This window comes from Streptomyces sp. NPDC042336, from assembly GCF_055581985.1.
Map to the genome: position 1 here is coordinate 1 of NZ_JBVJEA010000010.1, position 16482 is coordinate 16482.

The following is a 16482-nucleotide window of genomic DNA, read 5'->3' on the forward strand; positions in this document are numbered from 1 at the left end:
ATCCACGGCCGAGTCGTCACACAACACGAACGGCCAGATCATCACATCGGTCACGCCCGACCAGGGCACCCCAACAAGATCCTGTTACGAGCTCTTAAGGTCTGGTCACCGAGCGCCGCAGTCGGCGCCAGGTCCCGCGGTACGTAGATGCGGGCCAGGCTGTGTGGAGACTCGCCCTCATAGCTGAGGCGGAGGAATTCGGTCAGTGGGCTTCCGTCGTCCACCTTTAGAAGCGCTGTCAGGTGGCCCCGCGCGGGCAGTTCCGTAATGCGGACCGTCACTCGCAGGTCCGCGTCTGCGGCAGTCCGGGGATCCAGCGTGCCCCATCCGCCGACGTACGTGATTTTGCGCAGCGGGCGGCGGACGAAGTTGCCTTTGCCGTGGATCTTCTCGACGAGGCCTTCTCCTTGGAGAACAGCGAGGGCGCTTCGAAGCGTCGCCGTGCTGACCTTGTACCGGTCGGCCAGGGCGGACTCAGACGGGAGCCGTTCACCGGGTCCGATTCGACCGGTCGTGATCTGGCGTCTCAGGTCGCCAGCGACGACGAGGCGGCGAGACGTCATGGACTGCGTCACCGCCTTCTCGTCATCCGCACGGCGACGAGCCGGGTCCGCCCGTTTATGGTCAGCAGTTCTCCCGACTCGAACAGGAGTTGCTTCGCGCCCTGGGGCAACTGGAAGAGGTCGCTCACCCGGCATGCCCGACCACCGACTTGGATGATGTCGCCGCGCAGAACGGTGGCCGCCGTGATCTCGACGTTGGATGCCAGCGCACCCCCGGGGGCCCAGTTGCTCACCGCTTCACCGCCGGTCGCGTGGAGTGGTCCGGCGCGGGGTGACAGGGGCAGGCGCACGTCTCGTAGATCACCGGCAGGTCAACTGGTGCCACGGATGGCGACGCTTCCGCGCAGGCTGCGTGAGTGCCGACCCGGCATGCGGGCGATCGGTAGGCGGCAGCCGCGGTTTCCGAAACGTGGAGGCGTTGACGAGGAGGCATCAGCGAACACCTGCCAGGACCGAGAACGCCTCCGCCGACAGTCGCGGCGCCACAACCACCGAGCGCTCACGTGCACGCTGCCGCTCCCAGGCCAGCACGTACGGGCGGACGAGCGCGTTGTCCTCGCCCAGGAGCAGGTGAAGGCGGTCAGTGGTGTCCGGCATCCAATCGGGGACGGTCGGCGGTTCTACGGCGAGCGCGGGAGGCGTCGCCAGAGCCGTTCGGGACGGCGTTAAGGCGCGGCGGTGCCTGCCCTTGGGGAAGTGCCGCGCTCTGGCGAGCGAGACGGCACGGCGGATACGGTTGAGCACGCTGCTCAGCTCCTATCGCTGATGGCTCGGTCCCCCGACATCGCCCGTCGTGGGGGCCGCTTTGCGTACGACCGCCCAAAGGGTGCGGCCGTTCAAGCTGGTGGCGTGGAGCCCGAACTGATCGGCCTCCGCCAGGACTGCCAGGACCTCCCGCCATGACTCGGCGGAGAGCGATTCCGGTACCTCCGCCTCGACCGACGTGCACCGGTCGCGCTCTTCCACGCGTGTGGTGAGCCCGACCGCCGATAACCGGGCGGCGATGGCCTCCGCGCTCACTCGGGAAGCGGGCACAGGGAAGCCTCCGTCACTCGGCGATCACTTTGAGTGAAGCTAGTTAACTAGATTAGAGCTAGTGGACTAGATTTTCCATATGCCTGAGCAGCCGCCTTATCTCCGCATCGCCGACGAGCTACGGCAGCGGATCGCGGAGCACGTGTGGGAACCGGGGGACCGGCTTCCCTCCCGCGCGCAGATCGGCCAGGAGTGCGGCGTAGGCGAGAACGTCGTCCGCAGGGCCCAAGAGCTGCTGATCTCGCAAGGCGTGTTGGAGGGCCGAGCCGGTTCGGGCACCTACGTCGCCGAGCCCCGGCAACGCGTGCGCGTCGTGCGGTCGTCGGCGCGCGAGCAGCCCGAAGGGTCGCCGTTCCGGGCGGACATGAAGGCCGTCGGCAGGCAGGGCGACTGGGAGAGCAGAACGGACGCCAAGGTGCCGGCCCCGGCGGAGATCGCCGCCCGACTCGGTATCGCCGAGGACGAGCTGTGCGTCCGGACCGTGTACGAGTTCCTGGCCGACGGCAGGCCCGTGCAGCTCTCGACCAGTTGGGAGCCATACGACCTCACCGCCGGCACTCTCGTTGTCCTCCCCGAGGGAGGACCGCACGCCGGGGCAGGCGTCGTGAATCGGATGGCCGCCATCGAGATCACCGTCAGCCATGCCGTGGAGCAGCCCGAACCCAGGCAGGCGACCGCCGAGGAGGCGTCGCTACTCGGCATTCAGAAGGCCGCGCTCGTCACGCACATCCGGCGGACGTACTACAGCGACGAAGGCCGACCCGTGGAGACGGCAGACATCGTCGTGCCTGCGGCACACTGCGAGATCGTCTACGAGATCCCGATCAGTCGCTGATCGTTCGCCCTACACGGAACGCCGCAACAGGCATCATGACGTGCGTGGGGATCGATGTGGAACTGCACTCGGCTCGGCCAGCGCGCAACTGGAAGAAGGCGCGCCGGACATTCCTGCGAGGGTGCTACGGCCACGGCGACGCGTTGGCCGACGCACTTGGCTCGCTTCACTATCTCGGCGTCCGCGGTCGGCTTCCCGCCGTCGATCCCTACGGGGACACGGTGATGAACGAGCAGGAAGCGGCAGCAGCACTCAGCGAGTTGCCGGGCCTGATCGAGCGGTGTGCCGACGAGCGACAACGCGCGGCACTGGATGATCTCGCGGCGGTACTGGAACAGTGCGTGGCCACCCCGGGCAGCTACGTATGGTTCGCGGGCGACTGAGGGGCAGGTTCCAGGCGCTTATGGCAGTGCCCCCGGCGTGCCCCTTCCGTGCCCGATCGAGCGGGAAACTGCGGGGAAGCACGGTGACGGGCGGGCAGCGTGCAGCACAACGGCCCCGGACCATATGACCTGGTCAGGGGCCGTTCACATGTGCGGTGGGTGTGGGATTTGAACCCACGGTGACATCGCTGCCACGACGGTTTTCAAGACCGTTCCCTTAGGCCGCTCGGGCAACCCACCCCCGCGCCGTCCCGCCTGGGGCGGAGCGGGTACAGCCTACCGGCACCGTCAGTCGCGCGGGGCCGCCTCCCAGGCCGCCTCGATCATCGGGAAGATCTCGTCGAGGGCGGCCTCGGGATCGGCGGCCTCGCGGGACAGCGAGTAGGCGTCGATCACGAACCTCGCGAGGGTGCGGGCGACGGTTCGACTCCGGGTCAGGGCGGGGTCGGCGGCGATGGCCGTGGCCAGGGCCTCCGCGTGGCGCAGGCGGACCGACTCGTCGTACTTCCGCAGGGCGGGAGACGCGTCGATCATGCGCCAGACCGGGGCGGCGCTGTCCGCGGTGCAGTGCCGGACCAGGGCGAGGACCTCGCGGCGCAGCGCGGGGATCAGCGGCTCGTGCGGCGCCCGGTCGGTGACCGCCCGCGTGAGGCGGTGCTCGAAGTCCTCGTCCTGCTCGAAGACCAGGGCCTCTTTCGAGGCGAAGTGGGAGAAGAGGGTGGTGACGGCCACGTCGGCCTCGGCGGCCACGTCACGGATGCCCACCGCGTCGTACCCGCGTTCCAGGAAGAGCCGCAGCGCGGTGTCGGCGATCTTCTGGCGGGTCGCGGCCTTCTTGCGCTCTCGGCGGCCCGTCTGCTGCACGGTCATGAGCCGCAGGCTAGCAGGTACGGAACAATAACCGTTACGAAACACTATCGGTTAGTGCTACGGTCGGCCGCATGAAGAAAGTGAGCTTCGCCGAATTCGGCGGTCCGGACGTGCTGCAGCTGATCGACGCCGAGGAGCCCCACGCGGGGCCCGGCCGCATACGCGTCGCCGTGCGGGCGGCAGGCGTGAACCCCGTCGACTGGAGGGTCAGGGAAGGCCAGGTGCTGGGAGCCCATCCGACCGAGCTGCCCTCCGGGGTCGGGCTGGACGCCGCCGGGGTGGTGGACGAGGTCGGCGAGGGAGTCACCGGGGTCGAGATCGGCGACCGGGTGTTCGGCGAGGGCACCGACACCTACGCCGAGTTCGCCGTGCTCGGGGCGTGGGCCCGGATGCCGGAGGGGCTGACGTTCGAAGAGGCGGCCGGGTACCCCTCCGTCGTGGAGACCGCGCTGCGCATCATCCGCGAGGTCGGCGTGCGGCCCGGGCAGACACTGCTGGTCAGCGGCGCGTCCGGGGGAGTCGGATCGGCGGTGCTGCAGATCGCCCGCGACCGCGGCATCAGGGTGATCGGTACGGCCGGTGCCGCCAACCAGGAGTACCTGCGCGGCCTCGGTGCCGTCGCCACGACGTACGGCGACGGCTGGGTCGAGCGGGTGCGGCGGCTCGGCGCGGTCGACGCGGCTCTCGACCTGGCCGGTTCGGGGGTCGTCCACGAACTCGTCGAGCTGACCGGGAGCCCGGAGCGGGTCGTCACCATCGCCGATCTCGGGGCGCCCGAATTCGGCGTCCGGTTCTCCGGCGTGGCCGGAAGCGTGCCGGCGGCGCTCGCCGAGGCCGTCGATCTGATCTCGCGGGGGAAGCTCCACATCCCGGTCGAGAAGTCGTACTCACTCGCCGATGCCGCGGCGGCGCACATCGACAGCCAGGCCGGTCACACCCGCGGGCGCCGGGTCATCGTCGTCTGAACCGGGTCCCTGAACGGGTCCCTGATCCGCGCCCCCGCGCCCCTGACGCACTTCGCCACCGGGGCTGACCCCGGTGGCGAAGTGGTCGGATCGTGAAGGCGTGCGGGGTGGCGTACGAGGATCAGTCGTCGCCGAGCTTCGAGCCCAGGGTGACCTCGGTCGTGTGCTGCTTGCCGCCGCGCTCATAGGTGACGGTGACCTCGTCGCCGGGCTTGTGGGTCCAGATCTCGCCGATCAGGGTCGGACCGCTGTCGATCACCCGGTCGTCGAGCTTGGTGATGACGTCACCGGGCTTGAGGCCCGCGTCGTCGGCGGGGCCGCCCTTCTCGACCGGGTCGGAGCCGCTGACGCCCTGCTCGGTGAGCTTGGCGCCGTTCGTCGCCTCCTCCAGGGAGACGGAGGCCCCAATCTTGGCGTACACCGGCTTGCCGGTCTTGATCAGCTGCTGGGCGACGAACTTCGCCTGGTTGACCGGGATCGCGAAGCCCAGGCCGATCGAGCCGGCCTGACCGGTGCCGAAGCTGCCGTTGCTGGAGGACTGGATCGCGGAGTTGATGCCGATGACGTTGCCCTGCGCGTCCAGCAGCGGGCCGCCGGAGTTGCCCGGGTTGATCGACGCGTCGGTCTGCAGGGCGCTCATGTAGGACGCCTTGCTGTCGGCGCTGCCGTCGCTGGAGGCCACCGGACGGTTCTTGGCGCTGATGATGCCCGTGGTCACCGTGTTGGACAGGCCGAAGGGGGCGCCGATGGCGATCGTCGAGTCGCCCACGGCGACCTTGTCGGAGTCGCCGAGAGGCAGCGGGTTCAGGTCCGAGGGGGCGTTCTCGAGTTTGATGACCGCGACGTCGTAGCCCTGGGCGTGGCCGACCACCTCGGCGTCGTACTTCTTGCCGTCGGGGAAGGTCGCGCTGAGCTTGCCGCCGTCGACCGCCTCCGCCACCACGTGGTTGTTGGTGACGATGTGGCCTTCCTTGTCGAAGACGAACCCGGTGCCGGTGCCGCCCTCGCCGTTGCTCCCCTCGGCCTGGATGGTGACCGTGCTGGGCAGCGCCTTGGCCGCCACGCCGGCGACGGTGCCCGCCTCGCGCTTGACGGAGCCGCCGGTGTCGGAGGCGGAGACCGTGGTGGAGCCGCCGTCGTCGTTGTTCTTGGCCAGCGTGTAGCCGAGGCCGCCGCCCAGTCCGCCCGCGACCAGCGCGGCGATCAGGACACCGGCGAGCACACCGCCACGTCCGCGGCCCGGCTTCGGCGCGGGCTGCTGGTACGAGGCGCCCCAGCCGCCCGCTCCGCCGCCTGCCCCGTCACCGGAGCCTTCGCCGAAACCGCTGCCACTGCCGTAGCCGTAGCCGTCGTGGCCGCCCCCGCCGTACGTCGGGGTCTGGTCGGCCGGGGTGCCCGGCGGCGGGGGCGGGGGCCACGAGGCGTCGGGAGCCGTGGACCCCTGCGGGACCTCACCGCCCCGAGGCGACGCACCGCCCTGGAATGCCTGCTGCCCCTCAGGTGCCGTGTGGCCCTGGGGCGCGACCGGGCCCTCGGCGGGGGGAGCCGCCGGGGCCTCGGGAGTGGAGGCGGGTGCCTGCTGCGGGGCGGGCGGCGCGGGAGGCTGGGCGGAGGCAGCGGGAGCATCCACCGGCACGGGAGGTGCGGACGGGGCCGGGGGTACCGCGGTGCCCTCGTTCTCGGTGCTCACAGCTTCTCTCCTAGTTCCACGGCTGTTTGTCGCTCATCCTGGTCGCGCTCAGCCACGCTCACGCGCTGCTCCACGGTCCGGCGCGATGCGGATGTGCTGGTGATTCTGTATGCCATCAGCTTTTCCCACGGGCCGTCAGAGCACCATAAGCGGTTGCTGTGGGTCCCCGACCATCCTTTATATAGGTCATCCAAGACTAAACGGACACGTTGTCGTTTCCGCCGATGGCACGTCTACCCGCCCGCGGTGGCACCATGACGCGGTGACCCACGCACGACAGCACCGGATTCAGGTCGTCGCCCACCGCGGCGCCTCCGAGGACGCCCCCGAGCACACCCTGGCCGCGTACCGGAAGGCGATCGAGGACGGGGCGGACGCCCTGGAGTGCGACGTGCGCCTGACCGCCGACGGCCACCTGGTCTGCGTCCACGACTGGCGCGTCAACCGTACGTCGAACGGCCGCGGCGCGGTGTCCGCGCTGGAGCTGGCCGACCTGGCCGCGCTGGACTTCGGGGTCCGCCGCACCCGGGAGTTCTGGCGCACGCGCGACGAGCAGCCCGACTGGGAACACCGGCCCGAGGACCGGGAGGAGACCTCCGTCCTGACCCTGGAGCGACTGCTGCAACTGGTCGCCGACGCGGGACGGCGCGTGGAGCTGGCCATCGAGACCAAGCACCCCACGCGCTGGGCGGGGCAGGTGGAGGAGCGGCTGCTGCTGCTCCTGAAGCGGTTCGGACTCGACGCCCCGTCGGCGGCCGAGGAGTCCCCGGTGCGGGTGATGAGCTTCTCGGCCCGTTCGCTGCACCGGGTGCGGGCGGCCTCGCCGACGCTGCCGACGGTCTATCTGATGCAGTTCGTCTCGCCCCGGCTGCGCGACGGGCGACTGCCCGCGGGTGTCCGGATCGCGGCCCCCTCAATCCGGATCGTGCGCAATCACCCCGCGTACATCGAGCGTCTGAAGCGGGCCGGCCACCAGGTGCACGTGTGGACGGTGAACGAGACCGCCGACGTGGATCTCTGCTCCGACCTGGGCGTCGACGCCATCATCACCAATCGGCCACGGGCGGTCCTGGATCACCTGGGCCGCTGATTCGTCCGTAGATCTTGACCCGGCGGCCCGGCTGCCCCATTCTCCGGTCTCGGCCGCACCGACCAAATCCAGCCAGGCCATTACGGGGAGTGCTCCGGCGCGTTCGGTGCGTGTTCGACCGTGTCGAATGCGTCACCGTGCGGGGACCGGCCGGTTTCCGGCTCAGGGCGATGGGGCATCCACACCGTGGCGTGGGGCGAAGGAGGTCTCGGGGGTGGCGTTGGTGGTGGCACAGGAGGTGCCCACGTCGTCGAGCATGGCCGTGCCCCATGGCCCTGCGGGCGTGGGGGAAGCGAGACACCGCATGCGTGATCAGTTGCGCAGGGGCGGGGTGGCGGAATCGGTCATCGACGACGCTGTACTGGTTCTTTCCGAACTGCTGAGCAATGCGTGCAAGCACGGCCGCCCACTGGGCGACGCCCTGGCCGGGGACGGCGACGTCCGGGCCGCGTGGCAGGTGGACGCGGACGGCCGGCTGCTGGTGGAGGTCACGGACGGCGGCGGCCCGACCCGCCCGGCTCCGGCGACCCCCTCGGTCACCGCGCACGGCGGCCGCGGGCTGAACATCATCACGGCCCTCGCCGACGACTGGGGCGTACGGGACGACGCCCGCGGAGAGGTCACGGTCTGGGTCGTCGTCCACGACGACGTGCACGACCCGGACGCCGGGCACCGGCGCGACGACTTCGCCACCCGGATTTCGGCCCCGGCGGTGTCGGAGATCCCCGGCCTGGACTTCGCGGACGCCTTCGAGGACCTGGGCTGACCCGCACGACGACCCGCACGACGACCCGCTCGGGTCCGGTGGCGGACTCTCTCCGGTCCGGTGGCGGGCTGGCGCCGACCCGGTGACGGACGTACGGGGCCGGGCGCGGCGGCGAGTTCTCCACAGGCGGCCCGTCGTCCACAGGGTCCCGACGGCCGGAGTGGGAACGGCTAGGCTCGCGCCCGTACGAGTAGAGCCGTAACCGGGAGACACCCACGATGGCCAAGAAGCGACCCCAGACGAAGGCCAAGCGGCCCCAGCTCGACGATGCCGAGATCCCGGTCGTCGGCGCTCGCGAGCCCTGCCCCTGCGGCAGCGGCCGCCGGTACAAGGCCTGCCACGGCCGGACCGCCGCGCAGGCCACGACCGCGCTCGTGCAGCGCCCGTTCGAAGGGCTGCCCGGCGAGTGCGACTGGGTGGCGCTGCGGGAGCTGGTGCCGGCGGCCACGGTCGAGCTGACCCTGCGGGACGGCCTGCCCGAGGGCGTCCCCTCCGTCACGCTGGCCACGGTGCTGCCGATGGCCTGGCCGGCCCTGCGCCGCGACGACGGCTCGGTCCTGCTCGGCCTGCAGAACGACACGGCGTCGGGCGACATCAGCCGCGACCTCGCCGACACCCTCGCGCGGGCGCTGACCGCCGACCCGGGCACCCCCGTGCAGGGGCGCCGCGCGCCGGCCGACGGTCCGCGGCTGCAGGACCTGCTCGCCCCCGAGGGCGCGTTCGAGCCGGAGGTGCACTCGGGCTTCGAGTTCTGGGTGCCGGACCCGGAGAACGCCACGCCGGACGTCGCCGCCTCCCTGGAGCGGGCCAACGCCGCGGCCATCCCGACCGTCCGGCTCCAGGGCGTGGACGCCGCCTACTGGTGCGAGACGCCGGACAAGAACCACCTGCGCTGGGTCATGCCGCACGACGAGGAGCGGCTTCTGGACGCTCTTGCCCGGCTGCACGCCGCCGGCCGCTCGTCCCTCGGCGAGGGCACCCGCCTCGTCGGCTCCTTCCGTGCCCACGGGCTCACCGTGCCGGTGTGGGACCTGCCGAGCGAGGTCACCGCTCCGGACATCGAGAAGCCGGCCGCGGAGTTCGCCGAGCGGCTCGCCGAGGCCCTGGCCACGGACGCTCCGCTCACGCACGACGAGCGCCGGGCGCGCGGCGGTCTGACCAACCGGCAGGTCACCCTCAGCTGACGCACAGGCGTGCGGGCCGCCTCCGGCTGACCGACCGGTCAGCCGGAGCGACGGCTCGTGGACGGGTGACTCCGGTCACAACTCCCGGTAGGGACAAGCCAGTCGGTGACCGGAAAACAAGAGATCGAATTTGCTAACCGCCGATCTCTTGTTACCGTTCGAGTAGCCCGGTTGCTGGTGCATCCCCCGTCGCCAGCAACCGGGTCTTTGCATGCGGCCGGTCGGGCACTCACCGCAGTCGTCGGTCAACTCCCCGTCCCCGCATGGGAGTTGCTGTCCCCGCCCTCGTCCTCCGCGCTGCTCCCGGCGCGCAGCAGCAGTGGCCCGTACCCGGCCCGGCGCGCGAACTCCGCGACCGCCGTGTACCCCGCCAGCCCGCCTCCGCCGGCGCCCTCGGTGTCTTCCGGCGGCGTCTCGCAGGTGCCCGGCGCGTCCTCGACGCCCACCGCACAGCTCGCCCGCACGCTGCGCCCTTCGGGTCCCATGAGGCTCAGTACGGACTCGAGCGGGCCGCCGGTGGCGTTGCGGTAGTAGGTCCGGGCCCAGGTCTCCGTCCCCCGGGCCAGGACACAGGTCTGCGCCTCGACGCCCGCGGGCGAGGTGAGTTCGGGGCCGCAGCGCGCGGCCAGTGCGGGGCCGGGTGGCAGCGGCGAACGAGCCGGCGCGACCGCTCCCGTGAAGTGGTCGGCTCCCCCGGACCCGGACTCGAACCCGGACCCGGACTCGAACTTGGGCGCGAATCCGGCCCCCGGCGGCCCCGAGCGGTCCCCCAGCTCCGCCTCGGGCGACGCGGACGCCTTGCCGTCACCGCCCCGCGCGAGGAGCGGCACTGCCGTCGACACCTCGGCGTCCGCGTCGCCCGAGGGCCCCGCGGACGCCACCGCGAACGGCAGTACGACCGCGCACACCACGACACCCGCGAGCCCGTACAGACGGATCCGCCGGAGGTCCGGCCCGCAGCGGCGTGACCCGGCGCGGCACGGCCCGACGGCGCGGTGCTCCCCTGCATGAAGCGGCATGGTCGGACGATAGCGACCGAGGGCGGGCACGGACTCCCGCGCGCGCCGACACCCCCTACAACTCCGGGGCGCTCACGCCCGTACGAGTGAGGGCGTCGACCACCGCGTCCACCACGGCCTCCACGTCGGGCACCCAGGGCGAGGCGGAGCCGGGCAGCGGTGCCCGCTCCCAGCGGACGGCGCCGGCGCCGGTCTCGGACGGGGGCAGCGCGAGATAGCCGCCCTCGCCGTGGAAGCGCAGGGAGCCGGGGACGAAGTCCTTGGCGTAGAGCAGCTCGCCCAGCTGCTCCATGGAGTACGGCCTGACCAGCAGCGCCCAGCGGGTGGGCGAGGCGACGACCGGGCCGAGCCGCAACCCGGCGCGGTCGAGCGCGGTGAGTGCGTGGGCGGCCGGCAGGGCGGGCAGCGAGACGGCGCACGGGGCGCTGCCACCGGTGGCCATGACGATCGGCGCGGCCGGCCGGTTGGTCCACCACCAGCGCACCATGCGCGCGTCGGTGGTCGCCGCGAGGAGGCCGGGGTCGAAGGGATGCGCGCCCGGCACCGTGCACTCGGGGTCGGGGCAGGCGCAGCGTGACCGCGCCCGCGGATCCGCCGCCGCGCCCGGGAGTACGGGCCACTGCCATTGTGTCGCGTAGGTCAGGGCCGCGCCGATCAGCTCAGGCTGCCCGTCGTCGTGCTGGGACAGGAGCCTGCGTCGCCTTCCGAGGATCTCGCGCATGAGCGCTCGTTCCTTTCCGTTGCACGCCTGGCAACACCGTGGTCACTTCACACCATGTGTCGATCTCTTCGCTGTGCGTTGCTGGTGGCGCATCACACCCCTGCCGAGAAAACGTCCCCACGGGGCACGTCTCCGCCAAGGGCAAGGGAAACCCCTGTGGGTCGAGCACTGACTGCGTCCGTGACGGTTCCGGCCACTGCGTCTATCAAAAGCTTGGCGTGGCGCGGGGGTGGCGAAGTCTGGCGTTTTGCCGTCGCGCGTATTTCTCTCCGCCTCCGCCACGGGAGGATGGGGCACGGTCGTCGGTGGATAGGACGCCCGGGTCCGTCGCCAGGTTCCAGGTGGCCCCCAACCACCCCTGGCCTTCTCCGAGTACGTACCCATCACGACCGCTGTGACGCTCCGTGAAGCACCCCCAGTCGACCGCAACAAGGCGTCCTATGGGGCAGTTTCAAGCCAAATTCCTTTTTCCGCAAGGGGGCGGGCAGAAGGCCGCTCACACCCCACGGACACCAGGAATCCCAGCAGGACAATGCTGGACATCCCCTTACGAGTGCGTGTACATGTGGAGACACTGCTAGCGGCGCAGAATGACATGGGGGTTTGCGATGCTTTTGAGCAGTAAGCGCCGGTCGGAAGGCCGGACGCCATGAACGCCCCGCACCCTGCGAAAGTGGCCGGAATCGATTCAACGGTCCCGTCCCCCGCACACACTGTCGCGTCCGCCGCTACAGGCACCACCCAGGCGGCCGGTCCTCCCGCTACGGACGCCGCGGCCGCCTCGGGCACCGCGTGTGCCCCCGGGGCCCTGCTCCAGGACCGGCTGGCCGGCTGGGTCTCGGACCTCACGACCCTGCACGAACTGACCGAACGCCTGGTCCGTACGGACACCCTCGCCGACGGCCTCCAGGAAGTGCTGCACGCCGGAGCCGCCCTGGTCGGCGCGCGGCGCGGGCTCGTCGCGCTGGAACCGGCCGACGGACTCGGCCCCGGCACCACCGTCGGCCTCGGCCTCGCCCGCGCCGACCTCGGCCACATCGAGACCGTGCCCCGAAGTGCCCTGTCCTACGGGCGGATCCTGGACGGACTGCCGGTCGCGGAGGACGGCATCGCGGAACCCGACCTGCTGGCCGAGAAGTCCCTCGACCCCCGCCACCGCGAGGTCGCCGCCCGCCTCGGCTACGCCGCCAGCTACACGCTCCCCCTGTCCGCCGAGGGCACCGGACGCCTGGGTGCCGCCGTCTGGTTCTACGACGAACCCGCGGAACCGGGTGAACGGCAGCGCCACCTCGCCGGCCTGTACATCCGGTACGCCGCCCAGCACCTGGCCCGTCTCCTGGAGGTCGAGCGCACCCGCGCGGCCATGGCGACGATGGCCGAGGAACTGCTGCCCTCCCGCCTGCCCCGGGTGCCCGGCGTGCAGGTGGCCGCCCGGCACCGCACCGGTCCGCCGGGGGGCGGCGACTGGTACGACGCCCTGCCGCTGCCGGACGCCGCGCTCGGCCTCGCCGTCGGATCCGTCACCGGATCGGGTCCCAGCGCGGTCGCCGCGATGGGACGGCTGCGTGCCTCGCTGCGGGCGTACGCCGTGATGGAGGGCGAGGACCCGGTCGCCGTCCTGTCCGACCTGGAGCTGCTGCTGCGGCTCACCGAACCGGCCCGCTCGGCCACCGCGCTGTTCGGCTACTGCGAACCCGCGCTGCGCCGGATCACATTGGCCGGCGCCGGACACAGCCCGCCCCTGCTGATCGGTCAGCGGCGCACGGAGTTCGTCGAGACCTCCGTCTCCGCGCCGCTCGGCATGCTCGCCTGCTGGGAGGCGCCCAGCGTGGAGTTGCAGGCCGAGCCGGGAGAGACGGTTCTGCTCTACACCGACGGGCTGCTGCACCGCACCGGTGACCCGGCCGACCGCGCCTTCGCCCGGCTGCACGCGGCGGCGGCCGGCGTCCCCCGGGCCGCACGGCAGGACCCGGACGCGGTCGTCGAGCACGTCCTGCGCACCGTGCTGCCCGACGGGAAGGCGGAGGCGCACTCCGAGGAGGACGTCGTTCTGCTGGCGGTCAGGTTCGAATGACGGTTTCCGCCGGCGCATCCGGATAACGGACATTCACGCCGGGTCTGCACCGGACAACGGACGGTAGCGCCTCCATGTAACAGGCCCTTCGGCCCTGGGCCCCCTTCCGTACGACCGTACGATGGGGGGTGGTCCAGTGCCGTACTAGGAGGATGACCGTGGCGGATGAGCTCACCCCGGAGATCTCGGAGAACCCGGAGAACCCGGACGAGTCCGAAGAGCCGATCAAGCAGCGCAAGAACGGCCTGTACCCGGGCGTGTCCGACGAGCTGGCCGAGAACATGAAGTCCGGCTGGGCCGACACCGAGCTGCGCGACCTGGAGCCGATCCCCCAGGCCGCCGAGACCGCCGCCCGCCGTGCCGCCCTGTCCGCCCGCTTCCCCGGCGAACGCCTGGTGATCCCCGCGGGCAACCTCAAGACCCGCTCCAACGACACGGAGTACCCCTTCCGCGCCTCCGTCGAGTACACGTACCTGACCGGCAACCAGACCGAGGACGGCGTCCTGGTCCTGGAGCCCAGGGGCGACGGCCACACCGCGACGATCTACCTCCTGCCCCGTTCCGACCGCGAGAACGGCGAGTTCTGGCTCGACGGCCAGGGCGAGCTGTGGGTCGGCCGCCGCCACTCCCTCACCGAGGCGGAGAAGCGGTACGGCATCCCCGCCTCCGACGTCCGCGAGCTGGCCGGGAGCCTGCGCGAGGCCACCGGTCCGGTGCGCGTCGTGCGCGGTTACGACGCCGGCGTCGAGGCGGCCCTCACCGACAAGGTCACCGCCGAGCGCGACGAGGAGCTGCGCGTCTTCCTCTCCGAGGCCCGCCTGGTCAAGGACGAGTTCGAGATCGGCGAACTGCAGAAGGCCGTCGACTCCACCGTGCGCGGCTTCGAGGACGTCGTGAAGGTCCTCGACAAGGCCGAGGCGACCAGCGAGCGCTACATCGAGGGCACCTTCTTCCTCCGCGCGCGCGTCGAGGGCAACGACGTCGGCTACGGCTCCATCTGCGCCGCGGGCCCGCACGCCTGCACCCTGCACTGGGTCCGCAACGACGGCCCGGTCCGCTCCGGCGACCTGCTGCTGCTCGACGCGGGCGTGGAGACGCACACGTACTACACCGCCGACGTGACGCGCACGCTGCCGATCAACGGCACGTACAGCGAACTGCAGAAGAAGATCTACGACGCCGTGTACGACGCCCAGGAGGCCGGCATCGCGGCGGTGAAGCCGGGCGCCAAGTACCGCGACTTCCACGACGCGTCCCAGCGGGTGCTGGCCGAGCGGCTCGTCGAGTGGGGCCTGGTCGAGGGCCCCGTCGAGCGGGTGCTGGAGCTGGGCCTGCAGCGCCGATGGACACTGCACGGCACCGGTCACATGCTGGGCCTGGACGTCCACGACTGCGCCGCCGCGCGCGTGGAGTCCTACGTCGACGGCACGCTGGAGCCCGGCATGGTGCTCACCGTCGAGCCGGGCCTGTACTTCCAGGCCGACGACCTGACCGTGCCCGAGGAGTACCGGGGCATCGGCGTGCGCATCGAGGACGACATCCTCGTCACCGCCGACGGCAACCGGAACCTGTCCGCCGGGCTGCCGCGCCGGTCGGACGAGGTCGAGGAGTGGATGGCCGCGCTGAAGGGCTGATCCGCACCTGGCGTTCGACGGCCGGGCACCTTGCGGGTGCCCGGCCGTCGGCGTGTCCGGACCCTGACGTCACACCGCCACCAGCGGGGCGTTCTCGCGCCACTTGAGGACCTTGTCGAAGCTCACGACGGCACCGGCCCGCCCCGGCGTACTGCCGATGTGGACGTGGTCGGCGAGCTCCCGGATGAGACACAGACCGCGCCCGCTCTCCGCCTGGGGCGCCGGGCGGACCACGCCCTGCCCGCCCGGAGCGGCGGCGGGAAAACCGGGGCCCGTGTCCGAGACCTCGATGCGGCAGCGCTCGCCGTCCAGGTAGGCCGTGACGCGGTACGCCTCGCCGGGGCCGCCGGACCCGTGGTCCCCGCCGTGCTCCACGGCGTTGGCGCAGGCCTCGCTCAGCGCGACGGAGAGGTCGAAGGAGATGTCGGGATCGACGCCCGCGGTCTCCATGGTGCCGATCAGCAGGCGGCGGGCCAGGGGCACGCTCGCAGCCTCGCGCCGCAAATGGAGTGACCACCAGATGCTCATGCTCCAGCCTCCCGGCCGCGGCTCGACATACCGATACGTATTGCCCCTCACACCCGTGCGTAAGCGCGCCGTGCCCGTGACACCGCTCATCTGGCGGATGCGTCGCCCTCTTCGGCCGGTGTATGCGGGGCGACTCGTACCAGAAGGTGATCTTCCGCCTGTTCCTCGCCTTCCGGTCGTACGGCATCTTGTGGACCTGCCGTACGGCGGGCGGACCGTGAGTGCGATGATGAGCCCGCCATGACTGCCCCCCACCCGCCAACGGCGCGCTCCGGGAACGACCTCCGGATGCTGCGGGCCGCGGTGTTCGCCGCGGTCTGCGTCGTGCTGGCCGCGGCGGGGCACACCCTCGCCTCCTGCGCCGCCGTTCCGCTGTGGTCGCTGGGCGCGGGATTCCTCGGGGCGGTCCTGGTCGTCGTGCCGCTCGCCGGTCGCCGGCGCTCGCTGCCCGGCATCGTGACGCTGCTCGCCCTCGGACAGACCGCGCTGCACGCCCTGTTCGGGCTGGGCCAGCACGGCACCGTCGCCACCCCGGTGACGGCGTCCGGCGGCGGGGCGGGCGCGCTGTCCGACGCCTCCCTCGTCCAGCAGGCCGCACGGCTGGTCTGCGGGACCACCGCGGCGGCGATCAGCCCGGCCCAGGCCGAGCGGATCCTCACCGACGCGCGGATCGCCCCGGACGTCCACACCGGCGCGGCGCACCACCCGGCCGACGCGCTGTCCACCGCCGGCACCTCCGCCTCGCTGCTGCCGTCGCTGCCGATGCTGCTCGGTCACCTCCTCGCCGCCCTGGCCGCCGGCTGGCTGCTGCGGCGCGGGGACCTGGCCCTGGCCCGGCTCGTCGAACTGTCGGCGCACTCGGCCCAGTCCATGGCCGAGGCGGCGTTCGTACGCGCCCTGCGCGCGGCGCTCTCCCTGGTGCGCGCCCTGCACGCCGGGCTGGCCGGCGCTCCCGGTACGGGTCCGCGTCGGCCGCGCCCCGCCCTGTGGGTGCCGCCCCGGCCCCGTACCACCGCGCTCCAGCACACGGTCATCAGGCGCGGCCCGCCGAGTGACGCGTTCGCCCTCGCCGCCTGACACGACGCGACCGCCGTCCCGCTTCCGGGAGGGGCCGCCGTCGTGCGG

General features: G+C 71.8%; 17 protein-coding genes, 1 tRNA gene and 1 pseudogene. 9 read left to right on the forward strand and 10 right to left on the reverse strand.

Annotated elements, in window-relative coordinates; genetic code table 11:
* Positions 1-95: 95 nt before the first annotated feature.
* The 4 genes and pseudogenes from ACZ6IM_RS21740 to ACZ6IM_RS21755 form a co-directional block, all read right to left on the reverse strand.
* Positions 96-563, reverse strand: a pseudogene (locus ACZ6IM_RS21740) (GntR family transcriptional regulator); the annotation flags it as partial.
* Between the two features lie 8 nt (positions 564-571).
* The gene (locus ACZ6IM_RS21745; RefSeq protein WP_053637609.1) at positions 572-796 is read right to left on the reverse strand and encodes a hypothetical protein; all 225 of its coding nucleotides are present in this window, start codon (positions 794-796) and stop codon (positions 572-574) included.
* 199 nt (positions 797-995) lie between these two features.
* Positions 996-1160 carry a hypothetical protein gene (locus tag ACZ6IM_RS21750; protein ID WP_469558299.1) on the reverse strand — a complete coding sequence of 55 codons (165 nt, stop codon included), beginning with the start codon at positions 1158-1160 and terminating at the stop codon, positions 996-998.
* 159 nt (positions 1161-1319) lie between these two features.
* Complete coding sequence (locus ACZ6IM_RS21755) at positions 1320-1598, reverse strand: hypothetical protein (RefSeq protein WP_469558302.1); 279 nt, start codon at positions 1596-1598, stop codon at positions 1320-1322.
* A gap of 79 nt (positions 1599-1677) precedes the next feature.
* Here ACZ6IM_RS21755 and ACZ6IM_RS21760 point away from each other — a divergent pair, with 79 nt between their 5' ends.
* Both ACZ6IM_RS21760 and ACZ6IM_RS21765 read left to right on the forward strand, forming a co-directional pair.
* Complete coding sequence (locus tag ACZ6IM_RS21760; protein ID WP_469558304.1) at positions 1678-2433, forward strand: GntR family transcriptional regulator; 756 nt, start codon at positions 1678-1680, stop codon at positions 2431-2433.
* Positions 2434-2468: 35 nt separating this feature from the next.
* Positions 2469-2816, forward strand: a complete 348-nt coding sequence (locus ACZ6IM_RS21765) for a hypothetical protein (RefSeq protein ID WP_469558307.1) — start codon at positions 2469-2471, stop codon at positions 2814-2816.
* Positions 2817-2969: 153 nt separating this feature from the next.
* Here ACZ6IM_RS21765 and ACZ6IM_RS21770 read toward each other — a convergent pair.
* Positions 2970-3056 (reverse strand) — tRNA-Ser (locus ACZ6IM_RS21770).
* 48 nt (positions 3057-3104) lie between these two features.
* A complete protein-coding gene (locus ACZ6IM_RS21775; protein ID WP_052836854.1) occupies positions 3105-3686 on the reverse strand; it encodes a TetR/AcrR family transcriptional regulator in 582 nt (193 codons plus the stop codon).
* A gap of 71 nt (positions 3687-3757) precedes the next feature.
* Here ACZ6IM_RS21775 and ACZ6IM_RS21780 point away from each other — a divergent pair, with 71 nt between their 5' ends.
* Positions 3758-4651 (forward strand): NADP-dependent oxidoreductase, encoded by an 894-nt coding sequence (locus tag ACZ6IM_RS21780; protein ID WP_052836853.1) that lies wholly within the window; start codon positions 3758-3760, stop codon positions 4649-4651.
* A gap of 121 nt (positions 4652-4772) precedes the next feature.
* On the opposite strand, the gene ACZ6IM_RS21785 is transcribed toward ACZ6IM_RS21780, so the two are convergent.
* Positions 4773-6341 (reverse strand): S1C family serine protease, encoded by a 1569-nt coding sequence (locus ACZ6IM_RS21785; protein WP_469558311.1) that lies wholly within the window; start codon positions 6339-6341, stop codon positions 4773-4775.
* Between the two features lie 262 nt (positions 6342-6603).
* Here ACZ6IM_RS21785 and ACZ6IM_RS21790 point away from each other — a divergent pair, with 262 nt between their 5' ends.
* The 3 genes from ACZ6IM_RS21790 (at position 6604) to ACZ6IM_RS21800 (ending at position 9381) form a co-directional block, all read left to right on the forward strand.
* Positions 6604-7431, forward strand: a complete 828-nt coding sequence (locus tag ACZ6IM_RS21790) for a glycerophosphodiester phosphodiesterase family protein (RefSeq protein ID WP_469558314.1) — start codon at positions 6604-6606, stop codon at positions 7429-7431.
* Between the two features lie 127 nt (positions 7432-7558).
* The gene (locus ACZ6IM_RS21795; protein ID WP_052836850.1) at positions 7559-8197 is read left to right on the forward strand and encodes an ATP-binding protein; all 639 of its coding nucleotides are present in this window, start codon (positions 7559-7561) and stop codon (positions 8195-8197) included.
* A 218-nt stretch (positions 8198-8415) separates the two neighbouring features.
* Positions 8416-9381 (forward strand): DUF5926 family protein, encoded by a 966-nt coding sequence (locus ACZ6IM_RS21800; RefSeq protein ID WP_052836849.1) that lies wholly within the window; start codon positions 8416-8418, stop codon positions 9379-9381.
* 245 nt (positions 9382-9626) lie between these two features.
* Here the strand turns inward: ACZ6IM_RS21800 and ACZ6IM_RS21805 are convergent, their stop codons facing one another.
* Entirely contained in the window at positions 9627-10400 is a 774-nt protein-coding gene (locus ACZ6IM_RS21805) for a hypothetical protein (protein ID WP_469558317.1), read from the reverse strand.
* 55 nt (positions 10401-10455) lie between these two features.
* Entirely contained in the window at positions 10456-11121 is a 666-nt protein-coding gene (locus ACZ6IM_RS21810; protein WP_052836847.1) for a bifunctional DNA primase/polymerase, read from the reverse strand.
* A gap of 649 nt (positions 11122-11770) precedes the next feature.
* Between ACZ6IM_RS21810 and ACZ6IM_RS21815 the strand changes: the two genes are divergently transcribed.
* Both ACZ6IM_RS21815 and ACZ6IM_RS21820 read left to right on the forward strand, forming a co-directional pair.
* A complete protein-coding gene (locus ACZ6IM_RS21815; protein WP_469558321.1) occupies positions 11771-13195 on the forward strand; it encodes a PP2C family protein-serine/threonine phosphatase in 1425 nt (474 codons plus the stop codon).
* Positions 13196-13353: 158 nt separating this feature from the next.
* Complete coding sequence (locus ACZ6IM_RS21820; RefSeq protein ID WP_052836931.1) at positions 13354-14829, forward strand: aminopeptidase P family protein; 1476 nt, start codon at positions 13354-13356, stop codon at positions 14827-14829.
* Between the two features lie 69 nt (positions 14830-14898).
* Here the strand turns inward: ACZ6IM_RS21820 and ACZ6IM_RS21825 are convergent, their stop codons facing one another.
* Positions 14899-15357, reverse strand: a complete 459-nt coding sequence (locus tag ACZ6IM_RS21825) for an ATP-binding protein (protein WP_052836845.1) — start codon at positions 15355-15357, stop codon at positions 14899-14901.
* 240 nt (positions 15358-15597) lie between these two features.
* On the opposite strand from ACZ6IM_RS21825, the gene ACZ6IM_RS21830 reads away from it, so the two are divergent.
* Positions 15598-16434, forward strand: coding sequence for a hypothetical protein (locus ACZ6IM_RS21830; protein WP_052836844.1), 837 nt, complete (start codon positions 15598-15600; stop codon positions 16432-16434).
* Positions 16435-16482: the final 48 nt, after the last annotated feature.

Excerpts from the sequence above, each read along its gene's own strand:
- ACZ6IM_RS21750 (WP_469558299.1), bottom strand. The coding sequence starts at position 1,160 with ATGCCGGACACCACTGACCGCCTTCACCTGCTCCTGGGCGAGGACAAC.
- ACZ6IM_RS21760 (WP_469558304.1), top strand. The coding sequence starts at position 1,678 with ATGCCTGAGCAGCCGCCTTATCTCCGCATCGCCGACGAGCTACGGCAG.
- ACZ6IM_RS21765 (WP_469558307.1), top strand. The coding sequence starts at position 2,469 with ATGACGTGCGTGGGGATCGATGTGGAACTGCACTCGGCTCGGCCAGCG.
- ACZ6IM_RS21775 (WP_052836854.1), bottom strand. The coding sequence starts at position 3,686 with ATGACCGTGCAGCAGACGGGCCGCCGAGAGCGCAAGAAGGCCGCGACC.
- ACZ6IM_RS21780 (WP_052836853.1), top strand. The coding sequence starts at position 3,758 with ATGAAGAAAGTGAGCTTCGCCGAATTCGGCGGTCCGGACGTGCTGCAG.
- ACZ6IM_RS21795 (WP_052836850.1), top strand. The coding sequence starts at position 7,559 with ATGCGTCACCGTGCGGGGACCGGCCGGTTTCCGGCTCAGGGCGATGGG.
- ACZ6IM_RS21800 (WP_052836849.1), top strand. The coding sequence starts at position 8,416 with ATGGCCAAGAAGCGACCCCAGACGAAGGCCAAGCGGCCCCAGCTCGAC.
- ACZ6IM_RS21805 (WP_469558317.1), bottom strand. The coding sequence starts at position 10,400 with ATGCCGCTTCATGCAGGGGAGCACCGCGCCGTCGGGCCGTGCCGCGCC.
- ACZ6IM_RS21810 (WP_052836847.1), bottom strand. The coding sequence starts at position 11,121 with ATGCGCGAGATCCTCGGAAGGCGACGCAGGCTCCTGTCCCAGCACGAC.
- ACZ6IM_RS21815 (WP_469558321.1), top strand. The coding sequence starts at position 11,771 with ATGAACGCCCCGCACCCTGCGAAAGTGGCCGGAATCGATTCAACGGTC.
- ACZ6IM_RS21825 (WP_052836845.1), bottom strand. The coding sequence starts at position 15,357 with ATGAGCATCTGGTGGTCACTCCATTTGCGGCGCGAGGCTGCGAGCGTG.
- ACZ6IM_RS21830 (WP_052836844.1), top strand. The coding sequence starts at position 15,598 with ATGACTGCCCCCCACCCGCCAACGGCGCGCTCCGGGAACGACCTCCGG.